The organism is Methylobacterium organophilum, assembly GCF_022533465.1.
Lineage (GTDB): Bacteria > Pseudomonadota > Alphaproteobacteria > Rhizobiales > Beijerinckiaceae > Methylobacterium > Methylobacterium organophilum.
This window is the reverse complement of sequence record NZ_CP092848.1, coordinates 320,721-343,678: the sequence shown is the minus strand read 5'-3', so window position 1 is coordinate 343,678 and position 22,958 is coordinate 320,721. Positions and strand designations below refer to the sequence as shown.

At 70.5% G+C, this 22,958-nt stretch carries 23 protein-coding genes and 1 pseudogene; 10 read left to right on the top strand and 14 right to left on the bottom strand.

Annotated elements, in window-relative coordinates; all coding sequences use genetic code 11:
- Positions 1–188: 188 nt before the first annotated feature.
- Both MMB17_RS01610 and msrA read right to left on the bottom strand, forming a co-directional pair.
- The gene (locus MMB17_RS01610) at positions 189–692 is read right to left on the bottom strand and encodes a TIGR00645 family protein (protein WP_238312587.1); all 504 of its coding nucleotides are present in this window, start codon (positions 690–692) and stop codon (positions 189–191) included.
- Positions 693–773: 81 nt separating this feature from the next.
- Entirely contained in the window at positions 774–1,436 is a 663-nt protein-coding gene (gene msrA, locus MMB17_RS01605; RefSeq protein ID WP_241100836.1) for a peptide-methionine (S)-S-oxide reductase MsrA, read from the bottom strand.
- A gap of 269 nt (positions 1,437–1,705) precedes the next feature.
- Here msrA and MMB17_RS01600 point away from each other — a divergent pair, with 269 nt between their 5' ends.
- Entirely contained in the window at positions 1,706–3,217 is a 1,512-nt protein-coding gene (locus MMB17_RS01600; RefSeq protein WP_338041754.1) for a glucosamine inositolphosphorylceramide transferase family protein, read from the top strand.
- Between the two features lie 16 nt (positions 3,218–3,233).
- On the opposite strand, the gene MMB17_RS01595 is transcribed toward MMB17_RS01600, so the two are convergent.
- Together MMB17_RS01595 and MMB17_RS01590 are read right to left on the bottom strand one after the other, a co-directional pair.
- Positions 3,234–4,112, bottom strand: coding sequence for a formate/nitrite transporter family protein (locus tag MMB17_RS01595; RefSeq protein WP_241100834.1), 879 nt, complete (start codon positions 4,110–4,112; stop codon positions 3,234–3,236).
- A gap of 79 nt (positions 4,113–4,191) precedes the next feature.
- Positions 4,192–4,926, bottom strand: coding sequence for a competence/damage-inducible protein A (locus tag MMB17_RS01590; RefSeq protein ID WP_241100833.1), 735 nt, complete (start codon positions 4,924–4,926; stop codon positions 4,192–4,194).
- Positions 4,927–5,020: 94 nt separating this feature from the next.
- On the opposite strand from MMB17_RS01590, the pseudogene MMB17_RS01585 reads away from it, so the two are divergent.
- From MMB17_RS01585 to sfsA, 3 genes and pseudogenes are all read left to right on the top strand, one after another.
- Positions 5,021–5,314: pseudogene (locus MMB17_RS01585) on the top strand (transposase); the annotation flags it as partial.
- Positions 5,315–5,380: 66 nt separating this feature from the next.
- Positions 5,381–5,608, top strand: a complete 228-nt coding sequence (locus tag MMB17_RS01580; RefSeq protein ID WP_241100832.1) for a hypothetical protein — start codon at positions 5,381–5,383, stop codon at positions 5,606–5,608.
- A 768-nt stretch (positions 5,609–6,376) separates the two neighbouring features.
- Positions 6,377–7,093, top strand: coding sequence for a DNA/RNA nuclease SfsA (sfsA, locus tag MMB17_RS01575; protein ID WP_241100831.1), 717 nt, complete (start codon positions 6,377–6,379; stop codon positions 7,091–7,093).
- Here sfsA and MMB17_RS01570 read toward each other — a convergent pair.
- Positions 7,080–7,916, bottom strand: a complete 837-nt coding sequence (locus MMB17_RS01570; RefSeq protein ID WP_241100830.1) for an FkbM family methyltransferase — start codon at positions 7,914–7,916, stop codon at positions 7,080–7,082. The two genes, sfsA and MMB17_RS01570, sit on opposite strands and share 14 nt — an antisense overlap.
- Before the next feature lie 90 nt (positions 7,917–8,006).
- On the opposite strand from MMB17_RS01570, the gene MMB17_RS01565 reads away from it, so the two are divergent.
- Positions 8,007–8,783: an alpha/beta fold hydrolase gene (locus tag MMB17_RS01565; protein WP_238312576.1), complete on the top strand. Its 777-nt coding sequence runs from the start codon at positions 8,007–8,009 to the stop codon at positions 8,781–8,783.
- A gap of 6 nt (positions 8,784–8,789) precedes the next feature.
- On the opposite strand, the gene MMB17_RS01560 is transcribed toward MMB17_RS01565, so the two are convergent.
- The 5 genes from MMB17_RS01560 to maiA all read right to left on the bottom strand — a co-directional run bounded on the left by MMB17_RS01560 (position 8,790) and on the right by maiA (position 12,904).
- Entirely contained in the window at positions 8,790–9,551 is a 762-nt protein-coding gene (locus tag MMB17_RS01560; protein WP_241100829.1) for an ABC transporter permease, read from the bottom strand.
- Positions 9,548–10,474, bottom strand: a complete 927-nt coding sequence (locus tag MMB17_RS01555; protein WP_241100828.1) for an ABC transporter ATP-binding protein — start codon at positions 10,472–10,474, stop codon at positions 9,548–9,550. The genes MMB17_RS01560 and MMB17_RS01555 overlap by 4 nt, the downstream gene beginning before the upstream one ends.
- A 132-nt stretch (positions 10,475–10,606) precedes the next feature.
- Positions 10,607–10,801 carry a DUF1192 domain-containing protein gene (locus MMB17_RS01550; RefSeq protein WP_238312573.1) on the bottom strand — a complete coding sequence of 65 codons (195 nt, stop codon included), beginning with the start codon at positions 10,799–10,801 and terminating at the stop codon, positions 10,607–10,609.
- 10 nt (positions 10,802–10,811) lie between these two features.
- On the bottom strand, positions 10,812–12,143 hold the full coding sequence (locus MMB17_RS01545; RefSeq protein WP_241100827.1) for an NAD(P)/FAD-dependent oxidoreductase: 1,332 nt from the start codon (positions 12,141–12,143) through the stop codon (positions 10,812–10,814).
- 116 nt (positions 12,144–12,259) lie between these two features.
- On the bottom strand, positions 12,260–12,904 hold the full coding sequence (maiA, locus tag MMB17_RS01540) for a maleylacetoacetate isomerase (protein ID WP_241102092.1): 645 nt from the start codon (positions 12,902–12,904) through the stop codon (positions 12,260–12,262).
- A 179-nt stretch (positions 12,905–13,083) separates the two neighbouring features.
- Here maiA and dgcN point away from each other — a divergent pair, with 179 nt between their 5' ends.
- Positions 13,084–14,097 carry an N-acetyltransferase DgcN gene (dgcN, locus tag MMB17_RS01535; RefSeq protein ID WP_241100826.1) on the top strand — a complete coding sequence of 338 codons (1,014 nt, stop codon included), beginning with the start codon at positions 13,084–13,086 and terminating at the stop codon, positions 14,095–14,097.
- Positions 14,098–14,105: 8 nt separating this feature from the next.
- Positions 14,106–15,089 (top strand): N-acetyl-D-Glu racemase DgcA, encoded by a 984-nt coding sequence (gene dgcA / locus MMB17_RS01530; protein ID WP_241100825.1) that lies wholly within the window; start codon positions 14,106–14,108, stop codon positions 15,087–15,089.
- 119 nt (positions 15,090–15,208) lie between these two features.
- On the opposite strand, the gene cydB is transcribed toward dgcA, so the two are convergent.
- Positions 15,209–16,252, bottom strand: coding sequence for a cytochrome d ubiquinol oxidase subunit II (gene cydB, locus MMB17_RS01525; protein ID WP_238312570.1), 1,044 nt, complete (start codon positions 16,250–16,252; stop codon positions 15,209–15,211).
- Between the two features lie 178 nt (positions 16,253–16,430).
- Entirely contained in the window at positions 16,431–16,703 is a 273-nt protein-coding gene (locus tag MMB17_RS01520) for a hypothetical protein (RefSeq protein WP_241100824.1), read from the bottom strand.
- Between the two features lie 360 nt (positions 16,704–17,063).
- On the opposite strand from MMB17_RS01520, the gene MMB17_RS01515 reads away from it, so the two are divergent.
- Genes MMB17_RS01515 through MMB17_RS01505 form a run of 3 tightly spaced genes read left to right on the top strand, consistent with a single transcriptional unit; the run spans position 17,064 to position 20,089 of the window.
- A complete protein-coding gene (locus tag MMB17_RS01515) occupies positions 17,064–18,953 on the top strand; it encodes a sensor histidine kinase (RefSeq protein WP_241100823.1) in 1,890 nt (629 codons plus the stop codon).
- Between the two features lie 58 nt (positions 18,954–19,011).
- On the top strand, positions 19,012–19,701 hold the full coding sequence (locus MMB17_RS01510; RefSeq protein WP_308445688.1) for a peptidoglycan-binding domain-containing protein: 690 nt from the start codon (positions 19,012–19,014) through the stop codon (positions 19,699–19,701).
- Positions 19,702–19,747: 46 nt separating this feature from the next.
- Positions 19,748–20,089 (top strand): DUF1491 family protein, encoded by a 342-nt coding sequence (locus MMB17_RS01505; protein ID WP_238312567.1) that lies wholly within the window; start codon positions 19,748–19,750, stop codon positions 20,087–20,089.
- 9 nt (positions 20,090–20,098) lie between these two features.
- Here MMB17_RS01505 and MMB17_RS01500 read toward each other — a convergent pair whose 3' ends face one another.
- A complete protein-coding gene (locus MMB17_RS01500) occupies positions 20,099–21,160 on the bottom strand; it encodes a hypothetical protein (RefSeq protein ID WP_241100822.1) in 1,062 nt (353 codons plus the stop codon).
- Between the two features lie 197 nt (positions 21,161–21,357).
- On the bottom strand, positions 21,358–22,896 hold the full coding sequence (locus tag MMB17_RS01495; protein ID WP_241100821.1) for a heme biosynthesis protein HemY: 1,539 nt from the start codon (positions 22,894–22,896) through the stop codon (positions 21,358–21,360).
- Positions 22,897–22,958 lie beyond the last annotated feature (62 nt).

Below are 22,958 nucleotides of genomic sequence, written 5' to 3'. Positions count from 1 at the left end.
AGCGAAGCCTGGGCGATTCCGATCGCGGCGTTGGCGAAGCCTTCCCGGCTGGACCTGGGCCATGCGGCTCGCCCGAGACGGGATGGAGGCTCGCCGTCTTTCCGTGGGCAAACGGATACGAAGAAGCGCGCTGAAGCGAAATCATGGCGGAAGGCCCGACCCGGCCGGACCGGGCCCCGCGCCATCGCTCACTTCTCGTGATGCCCCGCCGAGATCCGGTCGGTCAGAGCCATGAGGAGGCCGGAGACCACGAAGACCATGTGGATGCCGACATACCAGGCGAGGTCGCGGTCGGAATTGTTGGTGACGTCCATGAAGGCCTTGAGCAGCTGGATCGCCGAGATCGCGACGATCGAGGAGATCAGCTTCAGCTTGAGGCCGGTGAAGTCGATCGTCCCCATCCATTCGGGCCAGTCCTTATGGTCCGTATGGTCGAACTTGGAGACGAAGTTCTCGTAGCCCGAGAACATCACGATGATGAGCAGCGAGGCGGTGAACGAAAGGTCCACCAGCGTCAGCACGCTCAGGATGGTCTGCGACTCGTTCCACTCCCAGGCATGCAGCAGGAAGTGGCCGATCTCCTGGATCAGCTTCACCAGGAGCACGAACAGGCCGACCGTCAGCGCCGCGTAGAAGGGCGCCAGCAGCCAGCGGCAGGCGAACAGGAACCGCTCGAAGATGCGCTCGATCATTTTTTTGTGATCCCCCGCGTCGGACGCGGGGGATGTGGCAGACGGTTCGCCCGCCCGCAAGACGGCGAAGCTTGGAACCGCCTATTCCGCGGCCGCGACCCCCGTGCCGACGGGGCAGGACACGCCGGTGCCGCCGAGGCCGCAATAGCCGCCGGGATTCTTGGCGAGATATTGCTGGTGATACCCCTCCGCGAAGTAGAACCGGTCGAGCGGCGCGATCTCCGTGGTGATCGGCCCGTAGCCCTTCGCGGCGAGCGCCGTCGCATAGGCGTCGCGCACCCGCCGTGCGGTCGCAGCCTGGGCTTCGTCGGCGGTGTAGATGCCGGAGCGGTACTGGGTGCCCACGTCGTTGCCCTGGCGGTAGCCCTGGGTCGGGTCGTGGCTCTCGAAGAAGGTCTTGAGCACGGATTCGAGGGGCAGCACGGCGGGATCGAAGGCGACGAGGACCGCCTCCGTATGACCCGTCAGGCCCGAGCAGGCCTCCTCGTAGGTCGGGTTGGGCGTGGTGCCCCCGGCATAGCCCACCGCGGTGACGTAGACGCCCTCGGGCAATTGCCAGAACTTGCGCTCGGCGCCCCAGAAGCAGCCGAGCCCGAGCACGATCGTCTCGATGCCCTCGGGGTAGGGGCCCTTCAGCGGGTTGCCGTTGACGAAATGCCGCTCGCTGGTGGGGATCGGCTGCGGCCGGCCCGGAAGCGTCTCGGCCGGGCTCGGCATCTCGGGGCGTTTGCGGAACAGCAGCATGGCGGCGTCCTTCCTGCGTCGTTGGAGGGCGTGGTGGCGGGCTCCCGCCTATATGGGGTCGCGCCTGCCCGCCCGCGATGCGGCACGGGGACGAGCCTTGCCGCATGACGCACTTCAGCAAAATCGTAACTCGCCGGACATAGGGTGGATTCCTGCCGCGAGCGGCTTGCCGAGCGCGTCTCCGGCCGCTTGCCCGGTGCGCCCCGCGCGGCGGGGGAGGACGGACAGCGGACGGGAGTCGTGGCAAGGGTGAGTGGCGCGCCGTGCGAGTGAGACTTCGGTACGACGGCCGCCGCCCCCGCCGCTGGCATGCGCAGCTCGTCGCACGTCTCGCCGCCATGCCCGGCCTGCGGGTGGAGATCGATCCGCGCCCCTCCGCCGAGGACTGGCCCGGCAATGCCGACCTGCTGTTCCGCCTGGAAGCGCTGCTCAACGGGATCCCCGCCGACGGCCCCGCCGCGCGCCTCGATCCGGCCGTCGCCACGCCATGGCCCCGGGCCGGGGCCGAAGCGCCGGACCTGATCCTCGACCTGTGCGGGGACGTGCCGGCCGAGGCCGCGCCGGCCGTGTGGCGCCTCGCCTTCGACGGGATGCCCGGCGAGATCGGGCTGCTGGCGAGCCTCCTCGACAATCGCGTGCCGGTGGTGGCCCTGTTCGAGGGGGAGCGCCCGTGCTGCGCCGGCCGGCTCGGGACCGAGGTGCGCGGCCTGATCCTCACCGCCTTCGAGGACGGGCTCGCCCGCACCGTCACCCTGATCCAGGCGGCGGTGGCTGGCCATGGACCGACCCTCGACGCCCGGCCGCCGCCCCCGCCGCCGATCCACCTCACCCGGCTCGACCTCGCCCGCCGGGGCGGGCGGATGCTCGCCCGGGGCCTCGCGCGGCGGCTCTATCATCTCTGCTACCGGGCGCCGCATTGGCGCGTGGGCTGGCGCCGCCTCCGGGACGGCCCGGACCTGATCGACCTGCGCCGGCATCCCGGGACCGGCTGGACCGACCTGCCGGACGACGGGCTGCGCTTCTACGCCGATCCCTTCGCCGTGGCGCAGGGGGACGGCTGCGTCCTGTTCGTCGAGGATTACATCCACGCGACCGGGAAGGCGGTGATCTCCGCCCTGCGCTTCGGCCCGGAGGGGCCGGTCGGGCGGCCGGAGCCGGTGCTGGAGGAGCCCCACCACCTCTCCTATCCCTTCGTCTTCGCGCGGGAGGGCGCCCACTGGATGGTGCCGGAGAGCTGCGCCAACGGCACCATCGACCTCTACCGGGCGACGGCCTTCCCCGGCGGCTGGGTCAAGCAGGGCACGCTGGTGGAGGGCGTGGCGGCGAGCGACGCGACCCTGCTGGAGCATGGGGGCCGCTGGTGGCTCTTCGCCACCGTCCGGCACGCCCCCGCCACCGCGCCCGCGGGGCACGGCTCCTACTCGGACACGCTGCATCTCTGGACCGCCCCGGATTTCCGCGGGCCGTGGACGCCGCATCCGAAGAACCCGGTGCTCATCGACATCGCCTCCGCCCGCCCGGCCGGGCCGATCGTATCCCGCGGCGGCAAGCTGATCCGCCCGATCCAGGACTGCACCTTCGGCTACGGCAACGCCCTGGCGCTGGCGCGGATCGACCGGCTCGACCTGGAGGGGTTCAGCCAGACGGTGGAGACCCGGATCGCCGCGGGGCCGCTCTGGGCGGGCACGCGCCTCCACACCCTGAGCGCGGCCGGCGGCTACGAGTTCATCGACGGCTCGGCCCGCGTTCCCCGCCTGCCGCTGCTGAGCGCGCGCGCCTGACCGGGAGGGGAGCGCCTCAGGCGCCGCGCTCGGCGGAGGCCTGCATCCGGTCCTGGTTCTCCTTCTCCTCCACCTCCGGCGCGACCTGCCCGTAATTCAGCACGGAGACGAGGGTCACGCCGCCGAAGACGTTGCCCAGCAGCGTCGGCAGGAAGAACCTCCAGGCATAGTCGCTGAGGCCCGCCTCGCCGGTCAGGACGAGGTAGAAGGCGTCCACGGAGCCGGCGACGATGTGGGCGAGGCCGCACATCGAGACGAGCCAGGTCATCAGCAGGATCACGAAGGGGCTCGCCGAGCCGGTGGCGGGCAGGATCCAGACCATCAGCGCGATCAGCCAGCCGGCGAACACGGCCTTGATCAGGGTCGTGACGAAGGACGACTCGACCACGTGGCGGCTCAATTCGGAGAAGGCCTCGCGCACCTCCGGCTTGAACGCGTCGGTATGGGCGAGCACGGAGGCGATGACGAAGGTCGCGACGATGTTCGTCGCCAGCACGATGGCCCAGAGCCGCCCCACCCGGGCGAGGTTGCCGAGGCTGCGCTCGTTCAGGAGCGGCAGGATCGGGGTGACGGTGTTCTCGGTGAAGAGCTGCTGGCGCCCCAGCACCACGATCAGGAAGCCGATCGAGTAGCCGAAGCTGGAGACCAGCTCGGCCCAGGGCGATTCCGGCAGATGCGCCTTGAGCACGCCGGGCACGATCAGCGAGAAGCCCATCGTGAGCCCGGCGGCGAAGCCGGAGAGGGACAGGGCCAGCGCCGTGCGCCGCAGCTCCTCCTCGCCCTCGCGCCGGATGATCTCGTGCAGGATCAGGGCATCGGGACGGTGGGCGTCGGCGACCTCCTCCTCCTGGTGCTGACGCTTGTCGGCGGCGTGGGCGCGTTCCTCGTCGTCCATGGTTCTCTCGCGGGGGAGGCGTGCCCCTCAACGCGACAGAGGGCTCGTCCGCTCCGAGAGAGAAGAATTTTCGCCTAACTCATCGCGTCAGCCCGGCCAGCATCGCTTCCACCTCCGTGGCGGCGGCCTCGACCGCGGCGGCATCGCGCCCGCGCACCACGATGCGGTTCAGGAAGCCCTGTGGCGTCATCGAGGGATAGGAGCCGATCGAGACGCTGGCATGGGCCTTGGCGATCAGCGCCAGGGCCCCGGCGAAGGTGCCCTCCGGGGTGTTGGCGGCCTCGAGGGTCCGCGCGATCACCGGCGCGTTCGAGGTCAGCGTCGGGACGATCTCGTCGAGCATGGCGTTCATGATCTGCGGCACGCCGGCCATGACGAAGACGTTGCCGATGCGGAAGCCCGGCGCCTTCGAGATCGGGTTGGCGATGAGGTCGGCCCCGAAGGGGATGCGGGCCATGCGCAGGCGCGCCTCGTTGAGGTCCTCCGGCTTGTGCCGCTCCAGCAGCATGGCGCGGGCGCGCTCGTCGACATCGATCCCGACCCCGAAGGCGGCGGCGACGCTGTCGGCGGTGATGTCGTCGTGGGTCGGGCCGATGCCGCCGGTGGTGAACAGATAGGTGTAGCGCGCGCGCAGGGCGTTCACCGCGGCGACGATCTCCGCCTGCTCGTCGGGGACGATGCGCACCTCGCGCAGGTCGATGCCCGTTTCGGTCAGGCGGTCGGCGATGGCGCCGATGTTCTTGTCCTTGGTGCGCCCGGACAGGATCTCGTCGCCGATGACGAGGATGGCGGCGGTAACGAGGGTGTCGGGCATCGGGGCTCTTGAGGTGGAGGACGATCGCCGCAGAAGCTAGCGGAAATGCCGGCCGCCACCAGCCTTTGCCGGTGCGCAACGGGGTGCGGACGCCCTCGATCCCGACAGGCCGGTCTTCCTCGACGCGACGGCGGCGGACACCGACATGGCGCGCCGCCACGGTCGGGCCCCGCCGCCCTGCGCAGCGATGGCCCGTGTGCCACCACCCTATTGATGGAGCGACCAGCGATGCCCGCTTCCGGGCCTACGTCGCCGACATGCTCGTGCCCGTGCTCAGACCCGGCGACCCCGTCATCCTCGACAACCGGCAGGCTCATCGGGTGGCCGGTGCGCGCGGGGCCATCGAGTCCAAGCTACTCTACCTGCCGCCTACAGCCCGGACTTCAACGCGTCGAAATAAATATTATTCTGTGCTAGGGCAAATATCCGTTGCGATTGGTTTCGCAGAAATAAAATGTCCAAAGAGCTTCTTTTGATCAACTTCCTTCGAGATTTTCGCCTCACTCTGCCTCTGGATCAGTTCGCTTCTGATGGTCTGTGTCGAATCATCGTTGTCGAACGATATTGGCAGAATCCGAGCGAACGAGGGGACTGGGCTGAAAGCTGCGATGCTGACTGCGGCAGCAAGAACGGTGAACTTCATGTCGGCTCCATCATCACGTCGTTGATTGGTAAAATTTGAACCAATCCTGCTTTGCAACCGTGCCAGCGCATCTGGCGAGTGGCCTGATGATTGAATATCTCGCCTTGTCCGATCCCCGGCGTGTGTAAAGACACTTTGTTGGATGCTCTTTCTCGTCGGGCGAGCACGTCGCGCAACACCGCCGGCCTGAGCCTCGGTCGATGGTCGCCTCGTTGTTGAGTCGGTGACGCAGGCTGACGCATCTTGGTGGGAAATTGTGTCTTTCGGCACGTCCACAAATTACCTAAGGGCGTATGCGGATTTTGCCGGATATCAGCGGCTTTCTTTCAAGCAATTCTCCTGGATTTACGAGGATAAAGCGAATGATCGTCTTCTCCGTTGTGACCCTGCTTGGCACATCACCCTTTTTGGTCCCCGCGCTCGCCTTCTGGGTGTAGCTTTCTGGCGCCAAGAACGGTCGACACGATAAGCGAAGCGTATGCGCGACCCGTGGCGGCTACCCATGCCCGCCACTAGTCAGTCACCTCTTGTCACTTGATCCCGTCCGCATCGGGTATGCTCCTCGGCGCGATGGCGGATGAGAGAGCGTTAGCTTCTGGGGACATCAAGCCCGCAAGTGAGCCGGGGTCCTCACCGCCGTTCCATCGACCCCGAACAGTCGCTTGGGCCGCTCGGCGCGAAGCCCGCTTGCGCAAGGACGGGATCGGATGGACGCGCCTGTTGTCGGGATCGATGTCGCCGGATACCGACTCGGCTGTCGCTACGTGAGCGGGCACGGCTCTCGCGCGGCAAAGCCAAGGTATCCCGATGCGTTTCCCCGAAGCTCTGACCGAGGGCCGCCTCGTCCAGCGCTACAAGCGCTTCCTCGCCGATGTCGAACTCGCCGATGGCAGCCTGATCACGGCCCATTGCGCCAATCCCGGCGCGATGCTCGGGCTCAACGCGCCGGGCAGCCGGGTCCTTCTCTCCCGTTCCACCAACCCGGCCCGCAAGCTCGCCCATTCCTGGGAGCTGGTGGAGGCGGACCTGCCGGGCGGCCCGCAATGGGTCGGCATCAACACGAGCCGCCCCAATGCCCTGGTGGCGGAGGCCTTTCGCGAGGGCCGGCTCGCGCCGCTCGCGGGCTATGCGGGCTTCCGCCCCGAGGTCGCCTACGGCAAGGCCAGCCGGGTCGACTTCCTGGCCACGGGGGAGGGGCTGCCGCCCTGCCATGTCGAGGTGAAGAACTGCCACCTGATGCGCCGGGCCGGCCTCGCCGAGTTCCCGGATTGCAAGGCGGCGCGGAGCGCCCGGCACATGGCCGAGCTCGCCGATGTGGTGGCCCAGGGCGGCCGGGCCCTGCTGATCGTCGTCGTGCAGATGCGGGCCGAGGCCTTCGATGTCGCCCGCGACATCGACCCGGCCTTCGACAAGGCCTTCCGTGCCGCCCGCGCGGCGGGTGTCGAGGCCCATGCCTATGTCTGCGCGGTCGGGCCGGAGGGCGTCGCGATCGCGGAGGAGATCCCGATCGTCAGCCCTGACTGATGCGCTCGAAGACGAGATTGAGCCGGGTCTGGGCGATGCGCCGGTAGCCGTAGCTCTCCAGCAGCTTCGGCAGGTCGAGCTGCCACTGGTCGGTGCCGTTCTCCACCACGATCAGGTTCGGGTGCAGGCTGCCCGGCGCTTCGCGCAGGAACGGCTCCAGGATCAGGTCCTCCGCCCCCTCCACGTCGAGCTTGATCGCGTCGATGTGGGTGATGTCCTCGCTCTGGCACAGGCCGAGCAGGGTCATGGCCGGCACGCGGATCTCCGCGCCCTGGTTGGTGCCGACGATCTTCACGCTCGATTCGCCGCGGTTGCGCGGATCGATGAACAGGGTCAGCTCGCCGGCCTTGTCGGCGATGGCGCAGGCGACCGCCTTGATCGTGCCGAAGGGATTCTGGCCGATATTGTAGATCAGCTTGTCGAACACGTCGGGCTGCGGCTCGACGGCGAGGATGCGGGCCTTCCGCCCGGCAAAGGCCGCCACGAACAGGGCATAGGCCCCGATATTGGCCCCGATATCGAGGAAGACCGCATTCTCGGGCAGGCGGGCCTTGAGCAGCGCCCGCTCCTCCGGGTCGAAGAATTGCGGCGTGAACAGCACCTTCTTCTCGCAATTGTTGTTGTAGGGGTGCAGCCGCATCCGGGCGCCGTAGCGCTCCACGTCGAGGGGCTTGCCCCGCAGCATCGAGATCGCGATGCGGCGCAGGAGCATGGCGGTGCGGCGCCCGCGCCAGCTTTGGGGGGAGAGGGTCTGCGTATGCGCGGCGATGCGCGCGACGAGGCCGGTGGGAGCGTAGGTGCCGTAGGGCTGGAGGTCTGTCATCGCGGCCGCGTGATGCCAGCGCGCGGGCGGCCCCGCAAGCATTTCGCACAGCTTTGACTTTTGCACGCCGCTCGCGGCAAGAGGCTTCCCATGCAGAGCTTCGATTCCGACGGCGTCTCCATCGCCTATATCGACGTGGCCCCGAAGGAGCCGGCGAAGGGGAGCTCGGGCGAGCCGATCCTGCTCATCCACGGCTTCGCCTCGAACCATGCCGTGAACTGGGTGAACACGCTCTGGGTGCGCACCCTCTCCGAGGCGGGGCGCCGGGTGATCGCCCTCGACAATCGCGGCCACGGCCAGAGCGGCAAGCTCTACGATCCGGGCGACTACGGCACGGACCTGATGGCCGCCGACGCGGTGCGCCTTCTCGACCATCTCGGCATCGAGCGGGCCGACGTGATGGGCTACTCCATGGGCGCGCGCATCACCGCGTTCCTCGCCCTCGACCATGCGGCGCGGGTGCGCTCGGCCCTGCTCGGCGGCATCGGCATGCATCTCGTCGAGGGCCGGGGCCTGCCGCAGGGCATCGCCGACGCCCTGGAAGCGCCGGCCGGCACGCCGGCGGCCGACCCGACCGCGGCGGCCTTCCGCACCTTCGCGGAGCAGACCAAGAGCGACCTGCGGGCGCTCGCCGCCTGCATCCGCGGCTCGCGCCAGACCCTGTCGCGGGCGGAGCTGTCCGGCATCGAGGTGCCGACCCTCGTCTCCGTCGGCACCCTCGACACGGTGGCGGGTTCCGGCCCGGGCCTCGCCGCGCTCATCCCCAACGCGCAGATGCTGGAACTGCCCAACCGCGACCATTCCACCGCGGTCGGCGACCGGCTGCACCGCAAGGGCGTGCTGGACTTCCTCGACGCGCGGCCCTGATCCGGCTCAGCTCTTCAGCCGGTAGCCGGTCTTGAAGATCCAGGCGACCGCCGCGAGGCAGAGGGCCAGGAACAGGAAGGTCATCGTCAGGCTGATGCCGACGCTGACGTCGCCCTTGCCGAAGAAGCTCCAGCGGAAGCCGCTGATCAGGTAGACGACCGGGTTGACGAGGCTCACCGTCCGCCAGAAGGGCGGCAGCATCTCGATCGAGTAGAAGCTGCCCCCGAGAAAGGTGAGCGGCGTCACGATCAGCAGCGGCACCAGCTGCAGCTTCTCGAATCCGTCCGCCCAGAGCCCGATCAGGAATCCGAACAGGCTGAAGGTCACCGCCGTCAGCACCAGGAAGCCCACCATCCAGACCGGATGCGCGATGTGCAGCGGCACGAACAGGGCGGCGGTGGCGAGGATGATCAGGCCGATCACCATCGATTTCGTCGCCGCCGCGCCGACATAGCCCGCCACGATCTCGTAGGCGGAGACCGGGGCCGAGAGCAGCTCGTAGATCGTGCCGGCGAAGCGCGGGAAGTAGATGCCGAAGGCGGCGTTGGAGATGCTCTGCGTCAGGAGCGAGAGCATCATCAGCCCCGGCACGATGAAGGCGCCGTAGGCGATGCCGTCCACCGCCGTCACCCGCGCGCCGATCGCCGCGCCGAAGACCACGAAATAGAGCGAGGTGGCGATGACCGGCGCGACGATGCTCTGCAACGCCGTGCGCCAGAAGCGGGCCATCTCGAAGGCGAAGATGGCCTTGACCGCGGGCCAGTTCATGCGTGCTCCCTGACGAGATCGACGAAGATGTCCTCGAGCGAGCTCTGGCTGGTCTGCAAGTCGTTGAAGGCGAGGCCCGCCTCCGAGAGCGCGTTCAGGAGCGGGGTGATGCCGGTGCGCTCGGACTGGGTGTCGTAGGTGTAGGTCAGCGTCTGGCCGTCCTGCGACAGGGCGAGGTCGTATCCCGCAAGCGCCGGGGGCAGGGCGGCGACGGGGCTCTGGAGGTGCAGTGTCAGCTGCTTGCGCCCGAGCTTGCGCATCAGCTCCCGCTTCTCCTCGACGAGGATGATCTCGCCCTTGCGGATCACGCCGACGCGGTCGGCCATCTCCTCGGCTTCCTCGATGTAGTGGGTGGTGAGGATCACCGTGACGCCCTGGTCGCGCAGACGGCGCACCAGCCGCCACATGTCCTTGCGCAACTCCACGTCGACGCCCGCCGTCGGCTCGTCGAGGAAGAGGACGCGCGGCTCGTGCGCCAGCGCCTTGGCGATGAGCACCCGGCGCTTCATGCCCCCGGACAGGGTCATGATCCGGCTCTCGCGCTTCTCCCAGAGGGAGAGGTCGCGCAGCACCCGCTCGATATGGCCGGGATCCTTGCGCAGGCCGAACAGGCCGCGGGTGAAGCTCACCGTGGCGATCACCTTCTCGAAGGCGTCGGTGGTCAGCTCCTGGGGCACGAGGCCGATGCGCGCGCGGGCGGCCCGGAAATCCTTCAGGATGTCGTGCCCGTCCACGGTGACGCTGCCCGTGCTCGGGGTGACGATGCCGCAGATGACGTTGATGAGGGTCGACTTGCCCGCGCCGTTCGGCCCGAGCAGGGCGAAGATCTCGCCCTCGCGGATGTCGAGGTTGATCGCCTTCAGCGCCTGGAGGCCCGAGGCGTAGACCTTCGAGAGGTCTCGGATCGAGATGATCGGCGGCATCGCGGCTCGGACGTGCTGTTTTCTTTTCGGGATCCCTGGCGAGATCCCGGCGGGCGCCCCTCTATCACGCCCGCCCGGCTTTCCGAGCCTCCCGCCGCCGCCCGCGTGCGCAGGCGCACCTTTACAGCACCTCTACAGCTTGAAGATCGACCCCGCCGCGGCGCGGGCCGCTTGCTTGGCCTTCTTGGCCGCCTCCAGGCGATCGATCTCGGTGCGCAGCAGCGCGATCCGCTCGCCGATCTCCTCGACGGAGAGGTCGTCGAGGCGCTGGCCGACCTCATGCCGGGCGACGCGCTTCGGGCGGCCCTCGTCCTCCTCGGCGCTCATCGGGCCGCCCTCAATGCAGCTTCACCCGCGGCACGGTGCGCCGGGTGAGCGCCCGCGCGAGCGAGTCGAGGGCGGTCTTCCAGGTGCCGTTCACCGCCATCTCGTGCATCTTGTAGAGCGAGCGGTACATCACCCGGGCGAATAGCCCGGCGATGAACATGTTCTTCCCCTGGATGAAGCCCATCAGGTTGCCGACGGTGGTGTACTCGCCGAGCGAGACCAGGGAGCCGAAGTCGCGGTACCGGAACGGCTTGAGCGGCCGGCCGGCGAGCTTGTTCGGGATCTGGCTCAGCAGATGGGAGGCCTGCTGGTGTGCGGCCTGGGCCCGGGGCGGGATCGGCCGGTCCGAGCCCTGCTCGACCAGATAGGCGCAGTCGCCGATGGCGAAGATGTCGGGGTCCCGGGTGGTCTGCAGCGTCGGGGTGACGACGAGCTGGTTGCTGCGGGTCGTCTCCAGGCCGCCGAGGCCGTGCAGGAAGTTCGGCCCCTTCACGCCCGCCGCCCAGACGACCAGCTCGGAGGGAATGAAGCCGCCATCGGCGAGCTGCACGCCCTCGGCGCGCACCTCGGTCACCCGCGCCTTCACGCGGACATCCACGCCAATCTTCGAGAGCAGCGCCATCACCTCGCCGGAGAGCCGCTCCGGCACCGCCGGCAGGATGCGGTCGGCCGCCTCCACCAGGGTGATCTTCAGGTCCTTGGCCGGGTCGATCCGGTCGAGGCCGGTCTTGGCGACCTCGCGGGTGGTGCGGTGCAGCTCCGCGGCGAGCTCCGTGCCGGTGGCCCCGGCGCCGATCACGACGACGTGGAGCTGACCGGGCCGCACCGGGCCGGCCTGGGTGTGGACGCGCAGCATCGCGTTGATCAGGCGCTGGTGGAAGCGCACCGCCTGGTCCTTGGTGTCCAGGGCGATGGCGTGCTCCTGCACCCCCGGGGTGCCGAAATCGTTGGTGGTGGAGCCCACCGCCATGATCAGCGTGTCGTAGGCGATGGTGCGCTTCGGCGTGACCTCGCGCCCCTCCGCGTCGAAGCTCGCGGCGAGCTCGACGAGCTTGTCGGCGCGGTTGAGCCCCGTCATCTCGCCGATGCGGTAGCGGAAATGGTGCTCGTGGGCGTGGTGCAGGTAATCGACCGCGTGGTGGCCGATATCGAGGCTGCCCGCCGCGACCTCGTGCAGGAGCGGCTTCCAGATATGGGTGCGCGAGCGGTCGACCAGGGTGACGTGGGCCTTGCCCTTCCGGCCATAGCGGTTGCCGAGCTTCGTCACCAATTCGAGCCCCGCGGCGCCCCCGCCGACGACGACGATCTTGTGGAGGTCCGTGACCGTTTCAACCGGAACCATGCGCGCCCCGCTCACCCCTTGAAGCTCGTGCCTTGGTCTTCACGCCAACGCTGCTTCGCCCGGCACCGCTCATATCATGACTGGAAAAATTTAATCCTATCCTCTCCGCACAGCCGTCATGACGGCGCGCCGGGCTGGCGCAGGGGGTGCGCCCGGGCGATCGCCTCGACCGAGAGGCAGGCCTCGGCGATGCGCTTCACGGTGGGATAGGGCTCGGTCGGGATCCCGAAGATGCCCGTTCCGACCCAGAGGCTGACGAGGCAGAGATCGGCGTGGCTGATCGCGTCGCCCTGGCAGAACCGGCCGGTGCCCGGCTCCTGCGCGAGCCGCGTCTCCAGGACGCCGAGGCCGGTGGTGAAGGCGTTGCGCAGGAATTCCAGCATGCGCTCCCGCGACAGGCCGTAATTCTCCATCAGGAAGTTGCGCACCCGCGGCACGTAGAGCGGGTGGGTGTCGCAGGCCACGAGCTGGGCCAGGGAGCGCGCCCGCGCCCGCTCCCGCGGGTTCTGCGGCAGCAGCGGCACCTCCGGATGCGTCTCCTCGAGATAGTCGAGGATGGCCAGCGACTGGGTCAGGGGCGGCCCGTCGCCGTCGAACAGGGCCGGCACCGCGCCCTGCGGGTTGATCGTGCGGAATTCCGGCTTGTGCTGGTCGCCGGCATCGAGGTCGATGAAGATCTCCTCGCAGGCGATGCCCTTGAGGTTCAGCGCCATCCGCACCCGGAACGCGGCCGCCGAGCGCCAATTGCCGTACATCTTCATCGCGCGCATGGTCTCCCTCGAATGCGCCGGGAGCCAAGCGCAACCGTGGCACGACCGCAAGGCCCGAACCGTGCTGCGGGAGCGAGATCGTCGAAGCGTGATCGCGTCGCAGCCCGTGGCGCGACGGGCACGGATCGCGCATAGACGAAGGCGGGACCGAGTCGCGGGGATGCCGCTGCATGCAGATCGCCACGCCCTACCTGATGTTCCTGGGCGACGTGCCCGACCGGCTGGCCGCCAAGACCGCCTACGGGATCGCCGACTGGCGCCCGGAATGGTGCGTCGGCCAGCTGCGCATGGAGGGCTGCGCCGCCGATCTCGGCATCCCGGACCTCACCCTCGACGAGGCGGTGGCCAAGGGCTGCCGCACCCTGGTGGTGGGGGTGGTCAATGCGGGGGGGCGGCTGCCGCCGCACTGGGTCTCCCGGATCGTGGCCGCGATCGAGGCCGGCCTCGACGTGGCGAGCGGCCTGCACGTGCGCCTCGGCGCCGTTCCCGAGATCGCGCGCGCCGCCGAGCGGCACGGGCGCCAGCTCCACGACGTGCGCCACACCACCGAGACTTTCGAGACGGGCAAGGGCACGCGGCGCCCCGGCCGGCGCCTGCTCACCGTCGGCACCGATTGCTCGGTCGGGAAGAAATACACCGCCCTCGCCCTGGAGCGCGGCATGCGCGCGCGCGGCTTCGACGCGGATTTCCGCGCGACCGGCCAGACCGGCGTGTTCATCTCCGGCCGGGGCGTCGCCATCGACGCGGTGGTGGCGGATTTCATCTCCGGCGCGGTCGAGTGGATCGCCCCGGCCGCTTCGCCCGAGCATTGGGACCTGATCGAGGGGCAGGGCTCCCTGTTCCATCCCTCCTTCGCCGGCGTCAGCCTCGGCCTGCTCCACGGCGCCCAGGCCGATGCCTTCGTGATCTGCCACGAGCCGACCCGCACCAGGATGCGCGGGGTGCAGCATCCCCTGCCGAGCCTCCGTCAGGTCATCGATCTGACCGTTCTTTGCGGCCGCCTGACCAATCCCGACATCCGCCCGGTCGGCATCGCTGTGAACACGCAGGCGCTCTCCGAGGACGAGGCGCGCCGGCTGCTCGCCGATCTCGCCGCCGAGCACGACCTGCCCGCGACCGATCCCGTGCGCTTCGGCGTCGAGCCCATCGTCGACCGGATCGCCGCCGCGTTCCCCGCGCCCTGAGACCCTCCATGTCCCGCCGCCTCACCGTCGCCGTCGAGCGCTTCCCGATCGCGGGGGCCTTCACCATCGCCCGCGGCAGCCGGACCGAGGCCGTGGTGGTGGTCGCCACGGTGGAGGAGGGGGCTCTGCGCGGCCGGGGCGAATGCGTGCCCTATGCCCGCTACGGCGAGACGGTGGAGAGCGTGAGCGCCCTGCTCGCCGAACAGGCGCAGGTCATCGCGGCCGGGGCGACCCGGGCCGATCTGCTCGAGCGGATGAAGCCGGGTGCGGCCCGCAACGCCCTCGACTGCGCCCTGTGGGATCTCGAGGCGAAGCGGTCCGGAAAGCCGGCCTGGGCCCTTGCCGGCCTCTCCGCGCCCCGTCCCGCCACCACCGCCTACACGCTCAGCCTCGGCACGCCGGAGTCGATGGAGGCCGCCGCCCGCGCCGCCGCGCAGCGGCCGCTTCTCAAGGTGAAGCTCGGGGGGGAGGGCGATCCGGAGCGGATCGCCGCCGTGCGCCGGGGCGCCCCGGAATCCCGCCTGATCGTCGATGCCAACGAGGCCTGGCGGCCGGAGACGATGGAAGCCAATCTCGCCGCCTGCAAGGCGGCCGGGGTCGGCCTGATCGAGCAGCCCTTGCCGGCGGGCGAGGACGGCTTGCTCGCTGAGATCGACCGCACCATCCCGATCTGCGCCGACGAGAGCCTGCACGACCGGGCCGGGCTCGACGCCCTGGCCCGGCGCTACGACGCGATCAACATCAAGCTCGACAAGGCCGGCGGCCTCACCGAGGCGATCCTGCTTGCCGAGGAGGCCCGGGCGCGGGGCTTTTCGCTGATGGTCGGCTGCATGGTCGGCACCTCGCTCGCCATGGCGCCGGCCATGCTGCTCGCCGACCGGGCGGCCTATGTCGATCTCGACGGCCCGCTCCTGCTCGCCCGCGACCGCGATCCGGCCCTGCATTTCGAGGGCAGCACGATCCATCCGCCGGAGCCAGCCCTCTGGGGCTGAGAGGCCCCGTCAACCGCGCACGACGTGGCGCAGCAGGTAGACGAGCGCCGTGAATACGATCAGGCTCGCCGTGTAGAAGGCGGCGAACCAGAGCAGGCGCCGCGCTCCGCCCGGCGCGCTCAGTGGTAGCTCCCCGGATCGACGTTCTCTTCGAGCTTTCCGCGGAACACCCAATAGGCATAGGCGGTGTAGGCGAGCGTCATCGGCATGACGACGGAATAGCCGATCAGGGCGAATTGCAGCGCCGAGGTCGCGTTCGCCGCCTGCCAGATCGTCATGGACGGCGGCACGATATAGGGGAACAGGCTGATCGCGAGGCCGAGGAAGCCGAGCAGGAACAGCGCGATCGTCTGGAGGAAGGGCGAGGCCGTGCGGCCGTCCTCCAGGTTCTTCCAGATCCGCCAGCAGACGAAGGCCGTCAGCAGCGGGACGGGGGCCACGAACAGGACGTTCGGCCAGGAGAACCAGCGCCACTGGATGTCGCGGCCGAGGAAGGGCACCCAGGCGCTCACGATCGCCATGGAGATCACGGTGCCGGCCAGGAACTGCTTGGCCTTGATCCGCGACCAGATCTCCAGCTCGCCGGAGGTCTTCATCACGCACCAGGTCGCGCCGAGGAGCCCGTAGCCGCAGACGAGGCCGATGCCGGTCATCACGCTGAACGGGGTGAGCCAGTCGAGGGCGCCCCCGGTGAAGCCGCGCCCCTCGATCTGGAAGCCCTGCACGAAGGCGCCGAGCACCATGCCCTGGGCGAAGGTCGCGACCAGCGAGCCGTAATGGAATGCGTTGTCCCAGATCGGCTGCGAGGTTTCGGCCTTGAAGCGGAACTCGAAGGCGACGCCGCGGAAGATCAGGGCGATCAGCATCAGGATCAGCGGCAGGTAGAGCGCCGGCAGCAGGATGGCGTAGGCGACCGAGAACACCGCGAAGAGGCCGCCGCCGCCGAGCACCAGCCAGGTCTCGTTGCCGTCCCAGATCGGAGCCACCGAGAGCATCATCCGGTCGCGCCAGTTGCCCGGCCGCGCCGCGGTGAACAGGATGCCGACGCCGAGATCGAATCCGTCGATCACCACGTACATGGCGACGGCGAGCGCCAGCAGCGCGGACCAGACCAGGGGAAGCCAGAAGGCAAGACCTTCGTATTCGGTCCCGAACCCGAACATGCGCGCCCGTCTCCCTGGCGCGCTTTCCGACGAAGCAAAGGCGGTTCGTCGACGGAAAGCGCGTCGTCACGAGAAGCCGGAGCCTCCGCACCGATCGGATCGGACGAGGCGGGGGTCTGGCCGATGCCGTCGAACCTAGGGGCGTGGCGGCTCCCTGGCCAGGATGCGGACCCGCGTCTCAGTGATCCACGACCCCGCGCCAGGCCGGGTGCCGGTCGTTGTCGTTCAAGGTATCGGTCGAGGCGGGGGGCGCGGCGAGGCGCCGGGCGAGCTCGGCCGAACCCTCCTTCAGCAGGCGCTGCCGCGTCGCCTCGGGAACCGCGTCCAGAAGGGCGGCCGCGTCCGAGGCGGTGAGGCTGACCTTCGGCAGGGCCGGCGCCTCGCCCCCGCGCGTGGCGGCGAGATAGGAGAGCACCCCGATCACGAGGCTTGCCCGCAGCAGGAACGACATCGTCAGGATCCGCAACAACTTTGGGCCACACCGTTCCCGGGCAGCCTCTTCGAAGCTCACGATCGCATCGGGAAATGAACCTGAAGACGTGTTCGCGCCCGAAAGCGTAGGCGTGGTGAACGAAGCCTTGCCTTTGAAGGCCCCGCATTCACGAGGGGCGTGAAATCAGCGGCTTGGCGGGTAGCCCGACCTTGGCGTTAGCCGGGAAATTCCGGTTTCCCGGCCCATGATTCCGGGGATGCGCCGTATCGCTTTCATCCTCGCTTAAACCGCCTCTGGGAAGGTTCGGCCAAGTCGAAGCGACGAGCTGAGGGAGCGCGGATCGTGGCCGCCTTCCTTGGGCGGCCGGGAGCGCTGTGCGTGTCGGTGTTGCGTATCAACGGTACCTTGGCCAGCCTGTTCGATGCCCGCCTCGCGGGCCTCGTGCACGAGTCGGTTCTCGACGAGCCGGCCGTCCGCTCGCGTCACGAGCGGTTTCTGGTCTCGCGCCTCGCGACGGGCGCCGTGATGATGGCGGCGCTGCCGCCCTACCTGCTCTGGCGCGGCGTGCCGAGCGGCCTCGAGGCGCTCGCCATCGCGAGCCTCCTGCTGCCCGTCGTCGCCGCCGTGGTCCTGTCGCGCACCGGCAGCCTCTGGCTGGCCCATGCCCTCTCCTCCGCCGGCCTGACCGGGCTCGTGGTCTGCCTCGCCGCCCTGACCGGCGGCGCGGAATCCGCCGCGGCGATCTGGCTCGTGGCGGTGCCGCTGGAGGCCATCGCCTCCGGCTCCCGCCGGGCGACCTTCGCCGCCTCCCTCATCGCCGCCCTCGGGGCGCTCGCCATCGCGCTGGTCGGGCATCTCGGCCCGGACGTGGCCGCGATCGGCTGGCCGAGCAGCATCGCCACGCCCGTCTTCGCCATCACCGCCATCGGCCATGTCGCCGCCCAGGCGATCGAGCATATGCGCCGCGACAGCGAGTGGCGCAGCACCATGCGCGGCAACGAGGCCCGCGACCAGCTGCTGCTCTCGGCGATCGACGACCTCGTCACCTGGCACGACGCCAACGGCCGGGTGCTGGAGGCGAGTGCCTCCGCCACGCGTTTCGTGGGCACGGACGCCGCCCGGCTGAAGGGCTACGGCCTGCTCGACCGGGTCCATATCGGCGACCGGCCGGCCCTGCTGAAGGCCCTGAGCGACGTCGCCGCCTCCGGGCAGCCGGCGAGTGTGCCCTTCCGCCTGCATCTCGATGCGCCCCGGGCCGACGGCACCCGCACCCTCTTCGCGGAGATGCGCGCCCACCGGATCGAGGGAGCGTTCGCCGCCGAAGGCTCGACCGTCGTCGCGGTGACCCGGGACGTGAGCGAGCACCGCCGCCACGCCGACGAGCTCGACCAGGCCCGGGCCGAGGCGGAGCGGGCGGATGCGGCCAAGACGCAGTTCCTCGCCACGGTCAGCCACGAGCTGCGCACGCCGCTCAACGCGATCATCGGTTTCTCCGACGTGCTGGCGGGGGAGGGCGCCGTGACGCTCTCGCCGGAGCGCGCCCGGGAATACGCCGCGATCATCGGCCATTCCGGCCGTCACCTCCTCGAGGTGGTGAACACGCTGCTCGACATCTCGCGCATCCGCAGCGGCACTTTCGAGTTCTCCCCCGAGCCGATCGAGATCGCCGCCCTGCTCGACGGCTGCTGCGACCTGATGCGGCTGAAGGCGGAGAATGCCGGGGTGCGGCTCGTGCGCGGCCCAGTGCCCGCGGGGGCCGACTTCGTGGCCGATGCCCGGGCCTGCCGCCAGATCCTGATCAACCTGATCTCGAACGCGGTGAAGTTCACGCCCCGCGGCGGCAGCGTCGAGTTGCTCGTGCGCCGTGGCGGCGGCTATCTCGATCTCGTCGTGTCCGATGAGGGCGTCGGCATCGCCGAGGCCGACCTGCCGCGCCTCGGGGAGCCCTTCTTCCAGGCCAATGGCGGCTACGGCCGCAGCCACGAGGGGACCGGCCTCGGCCTCTCCGTGGTGCGCGGGCTTGCGGGCCTGCATGGCGGCTCGGTCTCCGTGGAGAGCGCGCCGGGCCAGGGCACCACGGTGGCGGTGACGCTGCCCCTCGCTTGCGGGCGCGTCCGCGACCCGGCCCAGCCGGCCCCGATCCGGGCGACCCTGCGCGGGCAGGCGCCCTTCGCCGAGGCCGCGGTGCCCCGGATCCCGGCGGGCCTGTTCGATGCCGCGCCCCTGAACGACTGGCAGGGCGCGGTGCCCCTGCGGCGCGCGGGGTGAAGCGGATGTCCCAGACCGCCGCCTCCCTGGGCCGCGCCTTCCCCGAACTCGGAGCGAGATGATGCGCGAGCCGACGCCGCGTCGGGACCAGCGGGACATCGTCGTCCCCGGTGACATGCGGGCGAGCCGCCCCGCCGCCGGCAAGCCGCCCGGCCGCCGACCCCTGCCCCGGACGCAGGCGGCGGGTGCCTCCGGCGGCATGCTCGCCTTCGCCGCCAAGCTCGGCCGCATCGGCATCGCGCATCCCGGCGAGACCCTGGGCACCCTCGCCGCGCTGGCGGCGGCGGCCTACGTCGCCCTGAACGCCCTCGGCTTCCAGGTCGGCCGCCACCCGGCGCCGATCCTGCCCCAGGCCGTGGCCAAGGCGGAGCCGAAGAAGGCCGCGCCTCCCCCCGCCAAGGCCGCCCCCGAGGAGCCTGCGGCGGTGAAAGCCGCCGAGCCGCCCCGGCCGAAGGAAGCCGCGGAGGCCGCGAAGCCCGTCCCGCACGACGCGATCGGCGAGATCATCAAGACCCGCCCCGAGACGACCGCCTCGGTCACGCCCAAGGCGGATCCCGCGGTCGCCCGGGCGCAGCGCGCCCTGGTCAAGCTCGGCTACGGCCCCCTCAAGGAGGACGGGCTGATGGGGCCGGGCACCCGGGCCGCGATCGAGAAGTTCGAGCGCGACCGCAAGCTCGCCGTCACCGGCCAACCGGCGGGGAAGACCCTGCGCGAGCTCGCCGCCAAGGCCGGCCTCCCGCAGGGATAGGATTCTCCAAGCTCCCAAAACGCCACGAAGCCGCTACAAGCTGCGCATGGCACGGCTTCGTTCGGATTTCTGGGTGTCGGCGCATCTGCGCCGTCTCGACGTCGAGGGTATCCCCGCCGTCCAGCGCCGTCGCGGCTCGCCGGAGGCGGGGGCGATCTTCGTGAAGGTGGATCGCCTCGACGGCACGGCCGATCTCTACGGCCCCGCGCCCCAGGCCCTGTTCGATCAGGAAACCTCCGGCGAGCGCCGCTTCGCGCCCCTGATGGAGCGGGCGGACAGCCCGGATGTCGAGGCGCGCATCGCCAAGGAGATCCGCTTCGACGGGGATCTCTGGATCGTGGAGATCGACGACCGCGAGGGCCGCCACCGCCTCGATCTCGCCGAGTGAGGCGACCGGTCAGACGGTCCGGCGCGGCCGGCCGGGCAGAGTCGTGCGCAGGGGTGCCCGCTCGGCGGCGGGGGCCGCGCCGCGGGACTTGGTGCTCTCCGGGCCGTGATAGGGCACGTGCTCCCCGCCCGCCCGCTCGGGAAGCGGCTGGTCGAGGATCGCGGAGACGAGGTCCCGGGCGGCGGCGCGGCTGGTCGAGCGGAACAGCTCCGTCAGGGCGAAGACCCGCTCCACCGATTGCGCCACCGCCTCGTTGAGGGTGAGGAAGACGAAAACCGCCTCTTCCTCGGTGAGGCCGGCGGCCCGCAGGCACAGGGTCAGCAGGTCGTAGCGGCCCTGTGCGTCGGGCGCGGCCGCGAGGAAGGTCTTCGGGATGCCGAGGCTCTCCGCCAGGGTCGCGACGAAGGTCGCCACGTCCTTCTCTTCGGAGGCCGCGGTGAGGCGCGGGCCGAGATCCCGCGGGGCCGCGGGGGCGGGGCGCAGGCCGGCGGTCATGGCGACCGCGTCGCGCATCGCCGCCCGCATCGGGGGATCGGCATGCAGGAAGAGCGGGGCCAGCTCCGCCGGCGGCAGCTCGGCGCGGGCCAGGAGCCGCCGCGCCAGGGCGCCGTCGCGGCGGGCCCGGGCGATCATCCGGTTGAGCGACGTCCCGCGCAGGAGACGGCCGGGATCCTCCAGGAGGGCGAGGTCGGCCGCGACGTCGGCGGCGGGCGCGGCGTTGCCGCCGGCTTTCGCGGCCGGAGCAGCGGGCTTTGCCCCCGGCGCGGGTGCACGGACGGCGTCGCGGATGGCGCCGCCGCGGGCCGCAAGCGCCTCGAGCACGGTTTCGGGCGTGTCCGGGCAGGCCCGTAGCTTGTGGGCGACGATGAGGGCCGTCTCCTCGTCGACGATCGGGATGAGCCCGGTCGCGAGGGCGGAGAAGGATTGCAGGGTGACCCGATCGCGATGCGGCGCGGCGACGAACAGGTCCGTCTGCACCCGAAGCACCACCGGCTTCAGATCGAGGGCCGGATCGCGGGACAGCTCGATGAGGCCGGACAGATCCGGCGCGGCATCTTCTCTGAGGGGCATGGCCGCTCGATTTACGCGGTACTCGGGATCCGCAGATTATACGGATCGGCGTGAATCGACCTTTAAGCGGCCCCGTCTCCGGCTGTCCCGATCGCGCCGGTGCTGTTTCAGAATGATCGATCGGGTCGAGACGGATGTCCCTCTCCCCGCGTGCGGGGAAAGGAGGTTCGGCTCGACCCGCTCGGCCGCAAGCGGCCTCAGGCGATCTTGCGGGCCTGGGCCTCCGCGGCCTCGGCCGGGGTCGGGGCACCCGGGGCGGGCATCACGACGGGGGTCGGGCTGCCGCCGGTGATCGGGCTGACCGGCTTGGACGCGGCGGGGGTGGCGGCGGCGGGATTCGAGACCGGGGTCTTGGGCGCGGCCGGCGCCGGCTTGGCCTCCTCCTTGACCACCGCCAGGGGGGCGGGCTCGGCCGCGGGGGTGGCCGGTGCCTCGTCCTCGGCCGGGCCGCCGAGGATCTCCGGCGGCGTCTTCCAGACGAAGGCGTCGAGGCGGCCCGAGACCGGCGAGATCGGCGCCCAGCGCTCGGAGGCGATGCCGTCCGCGATCCAGAGCGGGTCGCGCGGGGCGTGGGTCGCGCGGGCGAGCCATTCGCGGGAGCGGCCGCCGGAGCCGTTCTCCGCCTCCTCGATCCGCGCCATCAGCGCGCAGACGCGCACCGTCGGGCGGTCGGCGAGGAGCGGCGCCAGGGCCTCGCGAGCCTTGCCGAATTCGCGGGCGTCGAGGGCCGCCTGGCCGATGGCGATGCGGGCCTCCGGATGCCAGGAGGAGAGCCGGGCCAGGGCCTCGGCCCGGGCGAGCCGGTCGCGGGCGGTGTCGCCGGTGCGCAGGCCCAGATAGACCTTGGCGAGATCGGGATGCGGGTTCGCCTTGAAGGCGGCCTCGACGATCTTGGCGGCCTTCTTCACCTCCGCCCGGCGCGCGAGCAGCCGGCCGGCAATGGCCGCCGCGGGCACGAGGTCGGGGGCGAGCTTCACGGCCTTGAGGGCCTGCTCCGCCGCGGCTTCCGGCTCGCCCGCCTCGCGGCTCTGCGCGGCGGCGGTGAGGAGGACGGCGCGCTGGCGCCGGGCCGCGTTGCGGTCCATCAGGCCGAGGGAGGCGCGGCGCTCCACGGTCTCCACCGCGGCCGACCAGTCGCCGTCGGCGCATTGCGCCTCGAGCACGGCCTCGTTCGCCCAGGTCACGCTCGGGGCGAGCCGGGCGGCTTCCGCCGCATAGGCGCGGGCGGAGGCCTCGTCCTCCCGGCGGCGGGCCTCGACGAACAGGCCGCGCAGGCCGAGCACGCGGGTCTCGGGCTCGTTCGCCATGGTCTCGAAGGCGCGCTCCGCCGCGTCGCGGTCGCCGGAGATCTGGGCGGCCTGCGCCTTCAGGAGCAGGGTCAGGGGCTGCTCGCCGAGCAGGCGCTCGGCATCGCTGGCGTGCCGGCGGGCGGAGAGCGGATCGCCCGAGCCCACGGCGATCATGCCGCGGGACAGGGCGGTCATGCCCTTGGCCCGGCGCCGCTCCCGCGAGGAGCGGCTGAGCGCCCCCGGCAGGCCGAGCGTGCCGCGCACGATGGCGAAGACGAGGCCGACCACGATTGCCGCCACCAGCACGCCGGCAAGCGCCACCGCGAGGGCCATCTCGTAGGCGTTGCCGCCCCACACGATGGTCACCGTGCCCGGGTGATCGGCGATCCAGACGGCGCCGTAGGCCGCCGCCGCGAGGAGTGCCAGGAAGATCAGGGCGCGCCACATGGTCTCAGAACCTCCTCGCGGATGCGCCGGTCAGGGCGCCCCCGCTCCGAACGGGAAACGAC